This is a genomic window from Schaalia vaccimaxillae DSM 15804 (genome assembly GCF_000420425.1).
Classification (GTDB): Bacteria; Actinomycetota; Actinomycetes; order Actinomycetales; family Actinomycetaceae; genus Pauljensenia; species Pauljensenia vaccimaxillae.
The window spans coordinates 196,622-210,880 of the sequence record NZ_ATUX01000007.1 but is presented as its reverse complement, the minus strand read 5'-3'; the positions used below and the strand labels follow the sequence as shown (position 1 = coordinate 210,880).

The window sequence follows — 14,259 nt, the reverse complement described above, 5'->3', positions numbered from 1 at the left end:
CGCGCACATTCGGGAACCAATCCCCCGGACCTCGCTCCTCACACCTTTTAGGCGCCCCGACCAATATTCTCTTCGATTTCATCGAACATAGACCTGACCGCCTCCGCATCCACAGCGGGCCACGTGGGCGGCAGATTTTCCAGGATCCTGCGTCCCCATCTAGCGGCCTGGGCAAGGTCTCCTCGATCCACGCAGACTGCCATCAGCAGCATCCGCGTCGAAGCAGTCATTTCATCGCACTCACCTAAATATCGACGCTCATCCTCAGCCAACACCTTCCACAGGTCCTCCGCCTCTTGAAGATTGCCTGCCAGCCACATGTTCTGGGCAATCTCGTGGCGCACTCGCAAGCCTTGCCTATCTCCTACGGGGAAACAACGAAGCAGAATCTCTAGTATTTCGCGGTACTGGGCGATAGCTTCGTCGAAACATCCAGCCCCCGAAAGGGCCTCGGCATAGTTGTCCATCGCCGTTAAACGCAAGGGGTCGGAATCTTCCATGATCGTGCCCATATCGTCTGCAATACCACGATAAATCTCAGCCGCTCGAGCGAAGTCTCCTCTGCGTTTCAATGGCATCACCGAGTTCGTTCTGACCGCCCAGCTAAGAGACGAGTTCGGCCCCATCGCACGCTCAACATCGGCAAGAAGTTTGGGGAATCGACGCTCAGCGATGTCATCAAAACCCGTCATGCACATCCAGTACAGTTCAGAGCTTCGTAGAGCCAAAAGATTCGGGTCATCGGGGGCAAGGACCCCCTTGGCATCAATGACGCATTGGGAGGCAATTTTTCGACATTCCTGGACGTCACCCAACTCACCGTTCCAATCGATGAGCATTCGAGCGATCCCAATAGCGGCAGCGGGATTGTCCTTTCGATATCGATACAGCAGAGATGTCCCCTGCTCAATCGCTTCCTTGAGGTCGCCCCGCCCTGCAGTTTTAATGACCTGGGCTAGTTCGATGGCAATTTCAGGATTAGCCGGAGCGGTTGAGCATGAGCTTTTCGGCGCGGACATTGGCGGGTCCTCCCCTATTGTGTCGGTTTCTGCTGTCATTGATTCAACTGTGCCGCCGTCACGCATTGGTCCAACAGGCCGACCTGTCAAGCTGTGGATAAGTATCCACTCCTGTTACTTGTGGAAAACATCTCCCGAAGGTGCAGTCCCTCGCTCCCACCGGCTCAAACCTCTAAGGTCAGGTGCAAGAGGTCGACCTACAACGACATCGGCAGAACGAGGAAGGGCACTACCGACATGTCTTCTGGAACGAACAGACTGGTCCGCGCCCTCGTGTCTGCATTGGGCTCACTCATCGGCCAAAGCTTGTCCACCGAGCGTCGCAGTGCTTCTACCCGCAGACCATCGACTTCGCAGACACGCACAAGCAAGCCATTGCCCTCGCCCTCCTCTTCGTCCTCGTCCTCGACAAGCAGCATCCGCGAGGTCACCTTGTCAGAGGCGCTAGCTTCGGCCTCGTACTCCCCTCATGCCGACGGGCAGGCAGATCCAGGCGAAGTCGTGTGGACTTGGATTCCCTACGAGGACGATCCCACCCAAGGCAAAGACCGACCCGTTGTGGTTATTGGACGCAAAGAAAACGGCGTCTACATCCTGCAGATGACCAGCAAGGACCACGACCGCGACGCAGAGCAGGAAGCGCGGTGGGGCCGTTACTGGCTCGACATTGGATCAGGATCGTGGGATCCCAAAGGGCGTCCATCTGAAGTGCGGCTCGACCGCCCCCTGTGGGTGCCGACCAAGCGTGTGCGTCGAGAGGGAGCCACTCTGCCTCGCAGCACCTGGGAAACTATCGTTGCTGCGTTGAAGTCTCAGAAGAAGCGCTAGAAGAGCGGAACTTAGCGCAAGCGTGAGCGTGTTCACGCCAATATTCCAGCTGGGAGTTGGAGACGAAGGGACGAACGCTGGTATTGTTGGCAGTCGGACTCCCGCGCCTGGTCGGGCAGGGGGTCTGGTCTGAACCGTTCACGGATGTCCCCACGTCCCAGTCCCGGTTCTGACACAGCCCTCACCGACCCCATAAGCATTCGAAACAAGGAGTTTTCCGACTGTGGCTAACATTAAGTCCCAGATCAAGCGCATCCGCACTAACGAGAAGCGCCGCGTCCGTAACCAGGCCGTGAAGTCTGAGCTCAAGACGCTCGTGCGTCGCACCCGTGAAGCCGTTGAGGCTGGAGACAAGGAAGCTGCGCTGACCGCGCTGGCCACTGCCTCCCGCAAGCTCGACAAGGCTGTTTCCAAGGGTGTCATTCACAAGAACCAGGCCGCGAACCGCAAGTCCAAGCTTGCCAAGCGCGTGTCTAAGCTCGGCTGACACCTGGCGGATCATCTTCTGATCCATAGCTTCGAAGAGGGCCGCTCCCCAACCCGGGAGCGGCCCTCTTCTTATACCTTCTCGCCGAGAGCAGACCTTATGGTCGTTTTAGGGCACAAAAACAGAGATTTTTGCGCATAAAGTCTGCTCTCGGCGAGGGGAAGGACCGCTACTCCAGTTCGAAAGCACCGGTAGTGAGCTGGTAGTACGTGCCCTTGGCTGCAACAAGCTGGTCATGGTTACCGCGTTCAATAATCCGGCCCTGGTCCAGGACCATGATCGCATCAGCATTACGCACCGTGGAGAGCCGGTGGGCAATGACGAACACTGTTCGCCCTCGCATGAGGTTATCCATGCCTTCTTGCACCAATGCCTCGGTGCGCGTGTCAATCGATGAGGTCGCCTCATCCAAAATCATCACGGGAGGGTCGGCCACAGCTGCCCTGGCAATTGACAAAAGCTGAGCCTGCCCCTGCGACAAATTAGAGCCATTGCCTGCAATCTCGGTCTGATAGCCATTGGGCAACCGTTGGATGAAACCATCAGCATTGGCCAACTTTGCTGCGGCAATGCATTCCTCATCCGTGGCATCCAATCGCCCATAGCGGATATTGTCCATGACAGTTCCGGTAAAGAGTTTGACATCCTGGAGGACAACTCCGAGGGACCGCCGCAGGTCCGCTTTGGCAAGCTTGGTGATGTTAATGCCGTCGTAGCGAATCTTGCCGTCGTCAATGTCGTAGAAGCGATTAATGAGGTTTGTGATGGTCGTTTTGCCGGCACCCGTAGCGCCAACGAAGGCAATCTTTTGCCCGGGCTTAGCCCACAGCGACACGTCATGGAGCACCGTTTTCACGCCGTCGTAGGAAAAGTCCACATTCTCCATGACGATCTCGCCGCGAAGTTGCGTGTAGGTCACAGAGTCGTCAGCCTGGTGGGGGTGACGCCAGGCCCACATGGACGTCTTATGGTCACTCGGTTCAATCTGGCCGTCGGCTGTTTCCACTGCATCAACCAGCTCAACGTAGCCGGAGTCAGATTCGGGTTTGTCGTCGATCAGAGCAAAGACCCTGGCTGCACCCGCCAGCCCCATAGCAATCAGGCCGACCTGCATGGAGCCTTGCCCAATGGTCTGCGATAGTTGGCGCACCATGGCCAGGTAGGACACGATGATGCCCACGGTAACAACACTCATTCCGGATAGAGCAACATTGTGCACGTCGTATTGGATGAGTAGGCCACCAGCAATCGCCACAATGACATAGAGAAGATTGCCCATGTTGCCTAGTGCCGGCATCAAGACGTTGGCGTATTGATTAGCTTTCTGTGTGTCGGCAAAAAGCTGGTGGTTGTATTCAAGGAAGTCCTGCTTGGCGGCGTCCTCGTGGTTGAACACCTGGACGACTTTCTGGCCGTCCATGATTTCTTCAATGAATCCTTCCTCGGCAGCCAACGACTGCTGTTGAGCAACCATGAAGGTCGAAGACGCGCCCCCAAGTTTTGCGGTGACCGCAACCATGAGGACAGCGAAGGCGACGACAATGATCGTCAGCCACAGGCTGTAGTAGACCATCATCGCAACCATGGCAACGATGGTGAGGCCGGACTGAATGAGAGTGGGGATGGACTGGCCAATGAGCTGGCGGATCGCGTCCGTGTCATTGGTGTACGTCGACATAATGGCGCCGTGAGCGTTGGTGTCGAAGTATTTGATTGGCAGGGTCTGCATGCGGTCGAACATGTCGTCTCGCATGTTTTTAAGGATCCCCTGGGTCACGTTGGCCATAATCTGCGTGTAAATGGCCGTGGTGACAATACCGAGGACGTACACCGTTCCCATCGCCACCATAATGCGCATGAGAACGGGCATCACTGCAGGTAATCCCTGTTCCATACCAGGGGTGATGACCTCATCGACAACGCGCTGCATAAAGATCGATGCCACGGTCGTCGAAATGGATGCGATCACGATGCAAATCGCGACGATCGTGAGCCGCACCGGGTAGCGGCTGAAGATGTATGAGTTCAACCGTTTGAATGGCTTGTCAGCTTTCGCGTCGAGGTGCAATTTCTGTGTGCTCATTTCACGCCACCTCCTCGTGATCATCCTTATTTTGCGAGGCGTAAATCTGTTGGTATTCCCCACCTAGCGTGATGAGTTCGTCGTGGCTTCCTTGCTCAATAATCCGCCCATTGTCCAGGACGATTATGTGGTCTGCGTGAGCCACCGATGAGAGGCGTTGAGCGATGATGACCTGAGTGGTGTCGGGGATTTCGCGTGTGAAAGCCGCGCGGATCAGAGCATCGGTCTTGGTATCAACGGCGGATGTTGAGTCGTCAAAAATAATGACTTTAGGCTTCTTCAGTAGGGCTCTCGCAATACACAAGCGTTGCTTTTGACCACCTGAAACATTGGTGCCGCCCTGCTCAATGCGAGTGTCGTATCCGTTGGGGAATCCCATGATGAAGTCGTGAGCCTGAGCAAGTTTGGCTGCGTGAACGAGTTCTTCGTCCGTGGCATCCGGGTTGCCCCAGCGCAGGTTGTCTTTGATGGTTCCTGCAAAGAGCACGTTCTTTTGTAGGACGACCGCAACCTGGTCACGCAAGGTTTGTAGGTCGTAGTCACGCACGTCAATACCGCCTACGCTCACACGCCCCTCTGTGACATCGTAGAGGCGACAGATCAACTGGATGAGTGTGGTTTTGGATGAGCCGGTGCCTCCTACAATTCCCAGGATTGAGCCGCTTGGAATCGTCAGGTCAATATTGGCGAGGGCGTCAGCTTGCGCTTCAGGCGAGTACCGGAAGGACACGTTGTCGAATCGGATCTGTCCGTTGGGCACCTTTCTGATTCCGTCTGCCGGCGATGTCAGTGTTGGCTCGTGTTGGAGCACTTCGGCGATCCTGTTGGCTGACTCGGCCGACATGGAGACCATGACGAAAATAAAGGCGAGCATCATCATGGAAGCCAGGATTTGCACCCCGTAAGTCATCAGGGATGACAGGGATCCTGTGGTCAGTTCGCTACCACCCGAGGAGATGATCATGCGCGCGCCAATGTAGTTGACGAGCATCATCGCCGTGTAGATGAAGAACACCATGATCGGGTTGTTCAGTGCGAGAACTTTTTCTGCATATGTGAAGTCGGCGCGCACTTCTTGGGATGCCCGACCAAATTTGGACTTCTCGTGTTCTTCGGTAACAAAGGACTTGACGACGCGGATAGCGGAGATGTTCTCCTGAACGGAATTATTCAGAGCGTCGTATTTTTTGAAGATCCTTTTGAAGATCGGGAAAACGTATCTGGCTAGTCCGAGGAGTGCTGCAGCAAGGAAGGGCAGCATGATTAAGAAGATCAGCGCCATCTTCGGGTTGATCGTCAATGTCATGACGATTGAGAAGATCACCATGAGGGGCACACGGACCGCTATGCGGATGAGCATCTGGTAGGCGTTTTGCACGTTGGTCACGTCGGTGGTCATGCGGGTGACGAGCGACGAGGTCGAGAACTTGTCGATATCAGCAAAAGAAAAGTCCTGGACCTTGAAGAAGATGTCTTGGCGCAGGTGGCGAGCAAAACCCGCGGCGGCTGTGGCTGCTCGCGCTCCAGCAAGGACACCGAAGACTAGCGAGATCATGGCCATGATGAGCAAGGCGAGTCCCACTTGAAGGATGGGGCCCATTGATTCGCCGGTGAGCCGGTCGATGAGTTCGGCCATCATGAATGGCAAAACACATTCAAGGATCACTTCGAAGGTGACGAAGATCGGCGTCTGCAGGGATTCTTTCTTATATTCGCGCAGGCTGCGCGCGAGAACGCGCACCGTTTTCATATGTGTCTTTCGTTGTTTCGGCCCGCAGATCCTGGCCGGATCTCAAATTCGGGATGTTAGTTGCGCCCTCGCAGGCGGCAGATGGTGATGACCGCTTTTTCGACGGCCCTTTCGGGATCTTTCGACAAGCCTTTAGTTTCTGCGTCAGCCACTGCGATCGCTTTAATCGCACCGGCTAAGGATTGGTCGGACCATGCGCGCAGATCGCGGCGTGCTCGATCAATCTGCCAGGGTGCCATCTTGAGGACGCCCGGGCCGGCTGAGCCGGCGATCGACACCTTCGCCATGGCTCGGACTTTCATAGCCAATGCGATCACCAGCGGGGTGGGATCAACGCCGGTTGCGAAGGCGTGGCGTAAAAGAGTCAAGGCTTGAGCGGTGTTTCCAGCGATTGCTGCGTCGGCAACGTCGAATCCGGTGGCTTCAACCCTGCCTGCCTGGTAGCGCTTGACGTCGTCGGCGGTGATGCGGCCGGGGACGTCTGCGATGAGTTGGGCAACGGCCGCTGCCATGGAGCGCAGGTCTGAGCCGAGGGCATCGACGATGGCTTGCATGGCGTCTTGATCCATCTGCCGGTGGGCATTGCGCACATCGGCACGGATGAGATCAAGTTTGTCTTTGTCATTCTTGAGCGGGTCCGCTGGGATGATCGGGTGTTTGGCTTTTGCGATCGTGTCGAGAACCTTTTTACCTCGCGCATTACCGCCCGGGTGGACAAGGAAGAGCCACACGTCGGGTGCGGGAGTCTGAACATAGGCAACCAGGTCTTCGGCAAGAGCATCCGACATGGTTTCCAGGTCATTGATGATGATCATGCGTGATTCGCCAAAGAGCGAGGGCGAGGTGATGACGTCGAGTTGTCCTGCTTGGTATGAGGCTGCAGCAAGATCAGTACGTTCGAGGGCGGGGTCGGCCTCGTGCGCCAGGTAGCGCAATCGCTCCAGTGCCCGATCAACGAGGAGGCCTTCGGATCCCTTAACGAGAACCACGGGAGCCAGTGTGATCTCAACGGGGGCTTTACTGCGCGGCGCACGTCCTGCCATGGCTCTCCCCCTCATTCAGGTCATGTGGCGGCCTTGTGCCGTCTCCAATGATTTTTCCATGAAGCGTGGGCATCTGGGGTTCTCAGGAAGTGTGAGAATCGGTGTTCGTGGGAGGTCTCACGCCCTCGCCTCCGATCCACGCCTCTGACCGGTTCCTGTTCCTGTTCCTGTTGCGCATTCTCATTCCTTCTTTCCACGCAAGCCACACGCCAGCAGCTACAACGAAGCCGACAACCACGCCTCGTGCGCCTCCAGGAATCGGCACCGTCGCTGCGGGCCACTGGGCCACATATTGCGCAACACCGGCAATCCAGCCGGTAAAAAGAGATGAAGCGGAGGCCAACAACTGCCCCGCTGATAGCGACAGGGGCGAAACCAGGGCGGCCGTGAGCGCCAGGATCGTGGCTGGAGCAACGGCGGGCGCGGCGAGGATATTGGCACACACGCCCCACAAGGGCGCTTTGTCATCAAGGACAAGAAGTAAGGGCAAAACAAATAGTTGGCAACACGCTGGGATAGAAAGTGCACCGAGAGCTTTTTGGCAGATTCTTCCCCCAACGGTGTCGCTGCGCAGGTGGGTGGTTGCCCACCGGCTAATAGCAGCCGCGGGCCCAACCACTGCAACGGTGGCCACCACGGATAAGGCAAAGCCATAACTGCGCGCAGACCACGGATCTATCAGCAGGAAGGCGATGACGACTGCACCCAGCGCCGCCATGGATTGGCCGCTGCGGTGCAGTAGAAGGCCTGCCACCCCGACGGTCGCGACGCTGACCGACCGCAGCACGGAGGCTTGCGGCCCAACCAGGGCAACAATCGTGGCTAGGACAACAAGTGTGGCCAGTGCTTTGATGAGGCGGTTGCCTGGCAGCAGGTGGGCCAGCACGGCCAAAATGATGGCGATATGGCTACCCGATATGGCGACGAGGTGAGTCAACGAGGCTGTGCGCATGGCGTCCTCAAGTTCGCGATTCATCTGCCTGTCATCTCCTACTGCCATTCCTGGCACCAGGGCTTTTCCCTGGTCTGATAGGGAGGCGCAGGCTTGGACAAGGGAATGGCGAATGTGGCGTACCCAGGCGGTCCAGCCGTCTGGACGGTGGAGTAATTGGCTGGATTGGACGCGAATCGAACCGACGTAGGGTGGGTCGGCGTGGAAGCCGGTGTCGACACTGCCTCGGATGAGGAGTTCATCGCCGCGGGCATATTTCGCCCATCCCTGTCCTTGTGCCCAGATCATGGCGCCAGAGTGGCCCGTGGTCTCGTCGACGGTGGTGACGTTGAGAATTCGAGCGTTCGCCCCGAAGTGGCCTTGTGAAAATGACGTGCGGATGGGTGCCGGGTCTTGAGTGAGCCGTATGCGCATCGTGACCGGAGCACCTGGGAATTCTTCGACTGCCCGCGTCACAACATCGCGCCGATGCTGAGCGAGGGCGTCGGCTCCTGTTAGCCCCGTGCAGGTGGCAACGGCAAAAGCCAGGACGAGGGCGAGGCGGATGGATCCTCCTGGTGTTAAAGCGTGTTTGGGCGGCTCTAACCGGTGGCGGAGAATCCATGACCAGGTAAGGCCAATCATCGCTGTGATTCCGACGGCAAGTAGCCAGATTTTCGTTGTGTCCGCAATCTGTGTACTTGTCGCTATCCAGGATGAGGCCCATCCAGAGCACGCTGGAAGAAGTAGCCGCAGGTCAATCATGTGGGGGCTACGCGTTTTGCTGCGGGTAGAGTCCGTGTTGGATTGGGGCTGCGGCTGAGGCTCTGGCTGTATTTCAGCCGTGCTACATGTTTCCGGTTCAGCCTGCGTTTTAGACTCTCCGGGCAATCCGAACCTGCGTCGACAAACAAATGGATGAGCGTTCATAAGCAGGCCTTGGTTCGGATTTTCTCCAGCATCGCTGGACCTATGCCGGATACGGCATCGAGTTGTTCCACTGTCGCGATGGAGCCGACCTGTTGGCGGTAGTCAACAATTCGGCTTGAGAGCGCCGGGCCCACTCCGTCAAGTTCTTGAAGTTCATCCTGAGAAGCAGTGTTGAGGTTGATACAGGTTTGTTGCGGTGTTTCGGCGAGAGTCTGAGCGTTCGGTGACGCTGATTCTCCTGGGCCGGGGATGTTGATTTGTTCCCCATCATGTATGCGTTGCGCCAGGTTAATGCCCGCCAGGTTCGCGTCTGAGTGAGCTCCGCCAGCTGCTTGCACAGCGTCGATAATCCGCGAGCCCTCGGGTAGAGAATAGACGCCAGGTGCTTCAACCTTGCCAACGACGTGGATGATGAGGAGGCGCTGGGCGTCGCGCTGCATCTGCTCGTCCCTTTGGCTCGATTCGTCTGAAACTAGCGAATTGGTGTTCAACGACTGCGCCGGGGCCTCGTCATCGCGGATATGGTCGTTTGACTGTGCGGCAGGTTGCGGGCTTGGTCCGAGCCAGAGTGAGAGTCCAGTAATGATCCCGACAACGCAGACGAGGACGATCACCGTCGCCGCGTTGGGCAGGAACCGGCTGCGAGATGACGGTTCGCCGGGGTCAATGGCGGAAGAGTCATAAACGGCGCGCGTAAGCCTCTTGAGTTTGAGGCGCGCCATGGGATCCATGATTTCAACGCTATGCGGATACTCGGCTTCCGAGCACTATCTCCCTCTCAGCCTGTGGATGAGCCTCCTTGTATTACCCCTGTGGATACGGATGCATCTGATTTGGCCCGCCTTTCTACTACGCTTGTGCACAGTTACCAGGTTCATGCAATCCACCAACGCGATGCCACACAGACAGACGCATTCGGGCCTGCATGAATGCCGCCCTAATGGAGGACCCGCCATGAGTGACGAGATCGAAGAGCTGCGTGCTCAACTTGCCGCAGCCGAAGCCACCGCAAAGGCAGCCGAAGCAGAAGCAGCGCGAGCTAAAGCCGAGGCCCTCAAAGCCCAGTTGGCGGCTGCACAAAGCGCCGCCAACACCGAGGCCTCCGACGGCACCGCACAGGACACTGCCATCACCTCCACTGAACAGGTTCGCGAAAGCGCAGCGCCGACAACTGGACTTTCAGACTTTGCTACTGAAATCCACAGTGCTTATTCCTTCGATGTTCCCTCCCTCACCCTTGGGGCTCTCATCGATGAAGGCTCGCGTGTTCCCACAGTGAAAACCTCTTTGCCCTTGGGAATGCTCAACCGGCACCTCTTGGTTGCTGGGGCAACCGGCACCGGCAAGACCCGTACCCTGCAACTCCTAGCTGAAGGACTTTCGGCAGCCGGCACCTCCGTGCTCCTGTGCGACGTCAAAGGCGACCTAACGGGATTGGCCGAAGCAGGTGCCTCATCGGATAAGCTCCTGGCGCGTACCGCAGCAAATGGGCAAAACTGGGCTCCGGCCTCGTTCCCCGTCGAATTGCTCAACCTAGGGGGACTTGCGCAGCAATTCACCGGAACACCCATACGAGCACGAATCTGTGACTTCGGTCCGATCCTGCTGGCCCGCGCCCTCGATCTGAACACCATCCAAGAACAGGCCCTCCAACTTATGTTCTCCTGGGCCGATCAGAATCAACTCGAACTCATTGACCTGGCTGACCTGCGTTCTGTTATTGCCTTCCTGACTTCTGACGAGGGCGCAGCCGAGCTGACGTCAATTGGCGGAGTGTCCAAAGCAACCGCCGGCGTCATTTTGCGGACCCTGACCGCGCTGGAGTCTCAAGGTGCCGACCAGTTCTTCGGTGATCCTGGTTTTGACACAGATGACCTCATCCGTGCCAACAGCGACGGAAAAGGCGTTATTTCTCTCCTAGGCGTCGGGGACATTACCAGCCGGCCAGGACTCGTATCCGCCGTCATTATGTGGTTGCTGGCAGACCTGTTCACCGGACTGCCGGAAGTCGGCGACACCGATAAACCCAAACTCGTCTTCTTCTTCGACGAGGCCCACCTGCTTTTTGCTGACGCAACGAAGGAGTTCTTGCGCCAAGTCGTCCAAACTGTTCGACTCATCCGTTCCAAAGGTGTCGGTATTGTTTTCGTCACTCAGACACCCAAGGACATTCCCTCCGACGTTTTGGCCCAACTGGGTTCACGTATCCAGCATGGCCTGCGCGCTGTCACCCCAGACGACCAGAAGAAACTCAAGGCAACGGTCCAGACCTTCCCCCAGACTGACCTCGCCCTCGACGAAGTCCTTACCAACCTAGGAACCGGCGAAGCGGTCGTCACGGTCCTGAACCCCAAGGGCAATCCGACGCCGGTGGCACCTACTGCGATCTGGGCGCCCGCCTCAGTTATGGGACCCGCATCAGCTGAGGCAATCAACCAGATCAACGTCTCCTCCCCGATTAACGCCAAGTATGCGACAGCCATAAACCCCGAATCTGCTGAAGAAAAACTCGCCCAACGCCGCGCCCAAGCAGAAGCAGAAAAGGCCCGGGCCATTGCCGAAGCAGAAGCCAAGAAACGCCAAGAGAAAGAAGCCGCTGAGCTCGAGAAACAACTGGCGAAAGAGCAGGCTGCTGCGCAGAAAGAAGCCGAACGGCAGTTGCGCGAAGCCGAGAAGGCACACCAAAAGGAGGAAGCCGCCAAGCAGCGGGCGGCCGAACGCAGAGCCAAGCAGATTGAGTCGGCCCTTGGATCGGTATTGCGTACCGCAGGACGCGAAATTACTCGGTCCATCTTTGGAACCCGACGGCGATAATTCGCTTGTGAATTCTGCGGACATCCCAGATACGGTTGCCCGCTTCACGCTAGATTAAGCCCGGCGACGTTCACTCGTCGCACCAGCGCCCATTATCGACACGGGAGACAGCGATGCGGATCGGATTCATCGGGACGGGGGCGATGGCACGTGCCATCGCACGCGGCGCAGTGAATGGTGGCCTAGTCGGGTCTGACCTACTCTTCACCGATATCAACACCGAAGCCAGTGCGTCTTTAGCGTCAGAACTGGGCGCAACCGCCATCGATTCCAATATCGATCTAGCCACCCAAGCTGACCTCATCGTCCTGGCCGTCAAGCCGCACATCCAAAGCCTCGTGATCGCTGAAATCGCTGACACTGTGCGCTCCCGCCCCCAAGCGGTGGTCGTCTCCATCGCCGCTGGACGTACGCTGTCGACAATCATCGACGATTTCGGATTCGGCGTGCGCCTGGTTCGAGTCATGCCCAACGTCAATGCGCAGATTGGCCAGTCAATGAGCTCTGTCTGCTCGGCTAACGCCAGTGACGAGGACGTGGCCGCCGTTGTCAAACTCATGGAAACGGTTGGGCGTGCCCTGGTTGTTCCTGAATCGCAATTCCCCGCTTTCCAGGCCCTCGCAGCCTGCTCACCTGCCTGGGTTTTCCAAATGATTGAGGACTTAGCCCGTGCAGGAGTCAAGCACGGTCTGACTAAAACTACGGCCACGCAGATCGCTGCACAAGCGTTTGCTGGCTCAGCGGCTTTGGTCCTCGACAGACAGTCTTGCGAGGGCACCGTGCCCAGCCAGCTCGTCGACCAGGTGTGCTCCCCGGGCGGAACCACCATCGCCGGTTTGCTCGCCGCCCAGGAACACGGTTTATCTTCCGCACTCGTCCATGCCGTCGACGCGGCAATCTCCCGAGACGCTGAACTGTCCTAACTTCCAGAACTTTTCATCCCAGTTTTTCAACATAAACCCCAACACAGGATCCTCATGAACGCCGTTCTTCTCTCCGTTCTCATCATGCTCGTGCTGTCAGTCGCACGAGTACACGTGGTGATTTCCCTATTCATTGCCTCACTGGTCGGCGGCCTCGTAGCCGGCCTTGGCCTGCAAGACACCATGGTGGCCTTCCAAGAAGGTTTGGCTGGTGGCGCGCAGATTGCCCTGTCCTACGCGCTCCTCGGCGCCTTCGCAATGGCGGTCGCCCACTCGGGTCTGCCCCAACTTCTAGCGAACTGGATTATCGGCAAGGTTGAGGGAGCCAACGAATCAACCTCAGAGAAGGTCGCTCGTTTCGCCCGTTTTGCCATCATGGGCGGCATTGTCATCATGGGTGTCCTGGCGGAAAATCTCATTCCCATCCACATCGCCTTTATTCCGCTGCTGATCCCACCGCTCATCGGCGTGATGACAGCGCTGCGCATGGATCGACGCGCCATTGCCTGTGCGATCACCTTCGGTGTGGTCACCGCCTACATGTTCTTGCCTATCGGCTTTGGCCGCATCTACCTGCACGACATTCTTTTTGGCAACATTGAAAAAGCCGGAATGAACTTGGACGGAATCTCCCCCATCACGGCAATGGCGATCCCGGCTCTATCTATGTTCATTGGTCTGCTCATCGCCGTTTTTGTCACCTACCGCAAGCCACGCACATACCAGACCGTGTCCGGCGACTTCAACGCCAACGCCGACAAGCCGATCGACATGAAGAAGGTGTGGGCAGCCGTTGTCGCCATCTTCGCCTGCTTCATCATCCAAACGTGGCTGTCTATCGCAGGCACCGAAGCCGATCCCCTGCTCATTGGTTCACTGGTTGGCCTGTGCCTCATGCTCTTCATGCGCGTCGTGCCCTGGACCAAGGCAGACGACGTCTTCACCGGCGGCATGAAGATGATGTCCCTCATTGGCCTCATTATGATCACCGCCCAGGGTTATGCGTCGGTCCTGAAAGCCTCGGGCCACATTGAACCTCTGGTTGAAGACACAGCTGCGATCTTTGCCGGCTCAAAGCTGCTGGCCTCCCTCGCCATGCTCATTGTTGGCTTGATCATCACCATGGGTATCGGGTCATCTTTCTCCACTCTGCCGATCATTTCGGCCATCTACGTACCGCTGTGCGCCGCTCTCGGTTTCTCTCCCCTGGCAACCGTTGCCCTCATTGGCACATCCGGAGCACTGGGAGACGCAGGTTCGCCGGCGTCGGATTCAACCTTGGGCCCCACCACGGGTCTGAATGTTGACGGCCAGCACGACCACATTCGTGACACTGTGATCCCGACGTTTATCCACTTCAATATCCCGCTGCTCTTTGGCGGCTGGATTGCGTCGATGGTCCTGTGATCGCGTAGGCTTGACAGGTACTAGTCCACGACTCGGATGGAGAA

General features: G+C 57.4%; 11 protein-coding genes. 5 read left to right on the top strand and 6 right to left on the bottom strand.

What is annotated here, in order from left to right; genetic code table 11:
- Window positions 1-47: 47 nt before the first annotated feature.
- Window positions 48-1,019, bottom strand: a complete 972-nt coding sequence (locus G439_RS12165; protein ID WP_051125714.1) for a tetratricopeptide repeat protein — start codon at window positions 1,017-1,019, stop codon at window positions 48-50.
- 237 nt (window positions 1,020-1,256) lie between these two features.
- Here G439_RS12165 and G439_RS0105915 point away from each other — a divergent pair, with 237 nt between their 5' ends.
- Both G439_RS0105915 and rpsT read left to right on the top strand, forming a co-directional pair.
- Complete coding sequence (locus tag G439_RS0105915; protein WP_022868265.1) at window positions 1,257-1,847, top strand: type II toxin-antitoxin system PemK/MazF family toxin; 591 nt, start codon at window positions 1,257-1,259, stop codon at window positions 1,845-1,847.
- A 223-nt stretch (window positions 1,848-2,070) separates the two neighbouring features.
- Entirely contained in the window at window positions 2,071-2,334 is a 264-nt protein-coding gene (rpsT, locus tag G439_RS0105910) for a 30S ribosomal protein S20 (protein ID WP_022868264.1), read from the top strand.
- 169 nt (window positions 2,335-2,503) lie between these two features.
- On the opposite strand, the gene G439_RS0105905 is transcribed toward rpsT, so the two are convergent.
- From G439_RS0105905 to G439_RS0105885, 5 genes are all read right to left on the bottom strand, one after another.
- Window positions 2,504-4,417, bottom strand: a complete 1,914-nt coding sequence (locus G439_RS0105905) for an ABC transporter ATP-binding protein (RefSeq protein ID WP_022868263.1) — start codon at window positions 4,415-4,417, stop codon at window positions 2,504-2,506.
- Between the two features lies 1 nt (window position 4,418).
- Window positions 4,419-6,167, bottom strand: a complete 1,749-nt coding sequence (locus G439_RS0105900; RefSeq protein ID WP_022868262.1) for an ABC transporter ATP-binding protein — start codon at window positions 6,165-6,167, stop codon at window positions 4,419-4,421.
- A 56-nt stretch (window positions 6,168-6,223) separates the two neighbouring features.
- Window positions 6,224-7,210 (bottom strand): DNA polymerase III subunit delta, encoded by a 987-nt coding sequence (gene holA / locus G439_RS0105895; RefSeq protein WP_022868261.1) that lies wholly within the window; start codon window positions 7,208-7,210, stop codon window positions 6,224-6,226.
- An 82-nt stretch (window positions 7,211-7,292) separates the two neighbouring features.
- Window positions 7,293-8,786 (bottom strand): ComEC/Rec2 family competence protein, encoded by a 1,494-nt coding sequence (locus G439_RS11340; RefSeq protein ID WP_051125713.1) that lies wholly within the window; start codon window positions 8,784-8,786, stop codon window positions 7,293-7,295.
- A gap of 281 nt (window positions 8,787-9,067) precedes the next feature.
- Window positions 9,068-9,802 (bottom strand): ComEA family DNA-binding protein, encoded by a 735-nt coding sequence (locus G439_RS0105885; RefSeq protein WP_022868259.1) that lies wholly within the window; start codon window positions 9,800-9,802, stop codon window positions 9,068-9,070.
- A gap of 223 nt (window positions 9,803-10,025) precedes the next feature.
- Between G439_RS0105885 and G439_RS0105880 the strand changes: the two genes are divergently transcribed.
- The 3 genes from G439_RS0105880 (at window position 10,026) to G439_RS0105870 (ending at window position 14,215) form a co-directional block, all read left to right on the top strand.
- Window positions 10,026-11,885: a helicase HerA-like domain-containing protein gene (locus tag G439_RS0105880; RefSeq protein ID WP_022868258.1), complete on the top strand. Its 1,860-nt coding sequence runs from the start codon at window positions 10,026-10,028 to the stop codon at window positions 11,883-11,885.
- 113 nt (window positions 11,886-11,998) lie between these two features.
- Complete coding sequence (gene proC, locus G439_RS0105875; RefSeq protein ID WP_022868257.1) at window positions 11,999-12,808, top strand: pyrroline-5-carboxylate reductase; 810 nt, start codon at window positions 11,999-12,001, stop codon at window positions 12,806-12,808.
- 54 nt (window positions 12,809-12,862) lie between these two features.
- A complete protein-coding gene (locus tag G439_RS0105870; protein ID WP_022868256.1) occupies window positions 12,863-14,215 on the top strand; it encodes a Na+/H+ antiporter family protein in 1,353 nt (450 codons plus the stop codon).
- The last annotated feature ends 44 nt before the right edge of the window (window positions 14,216-14,259 follow it).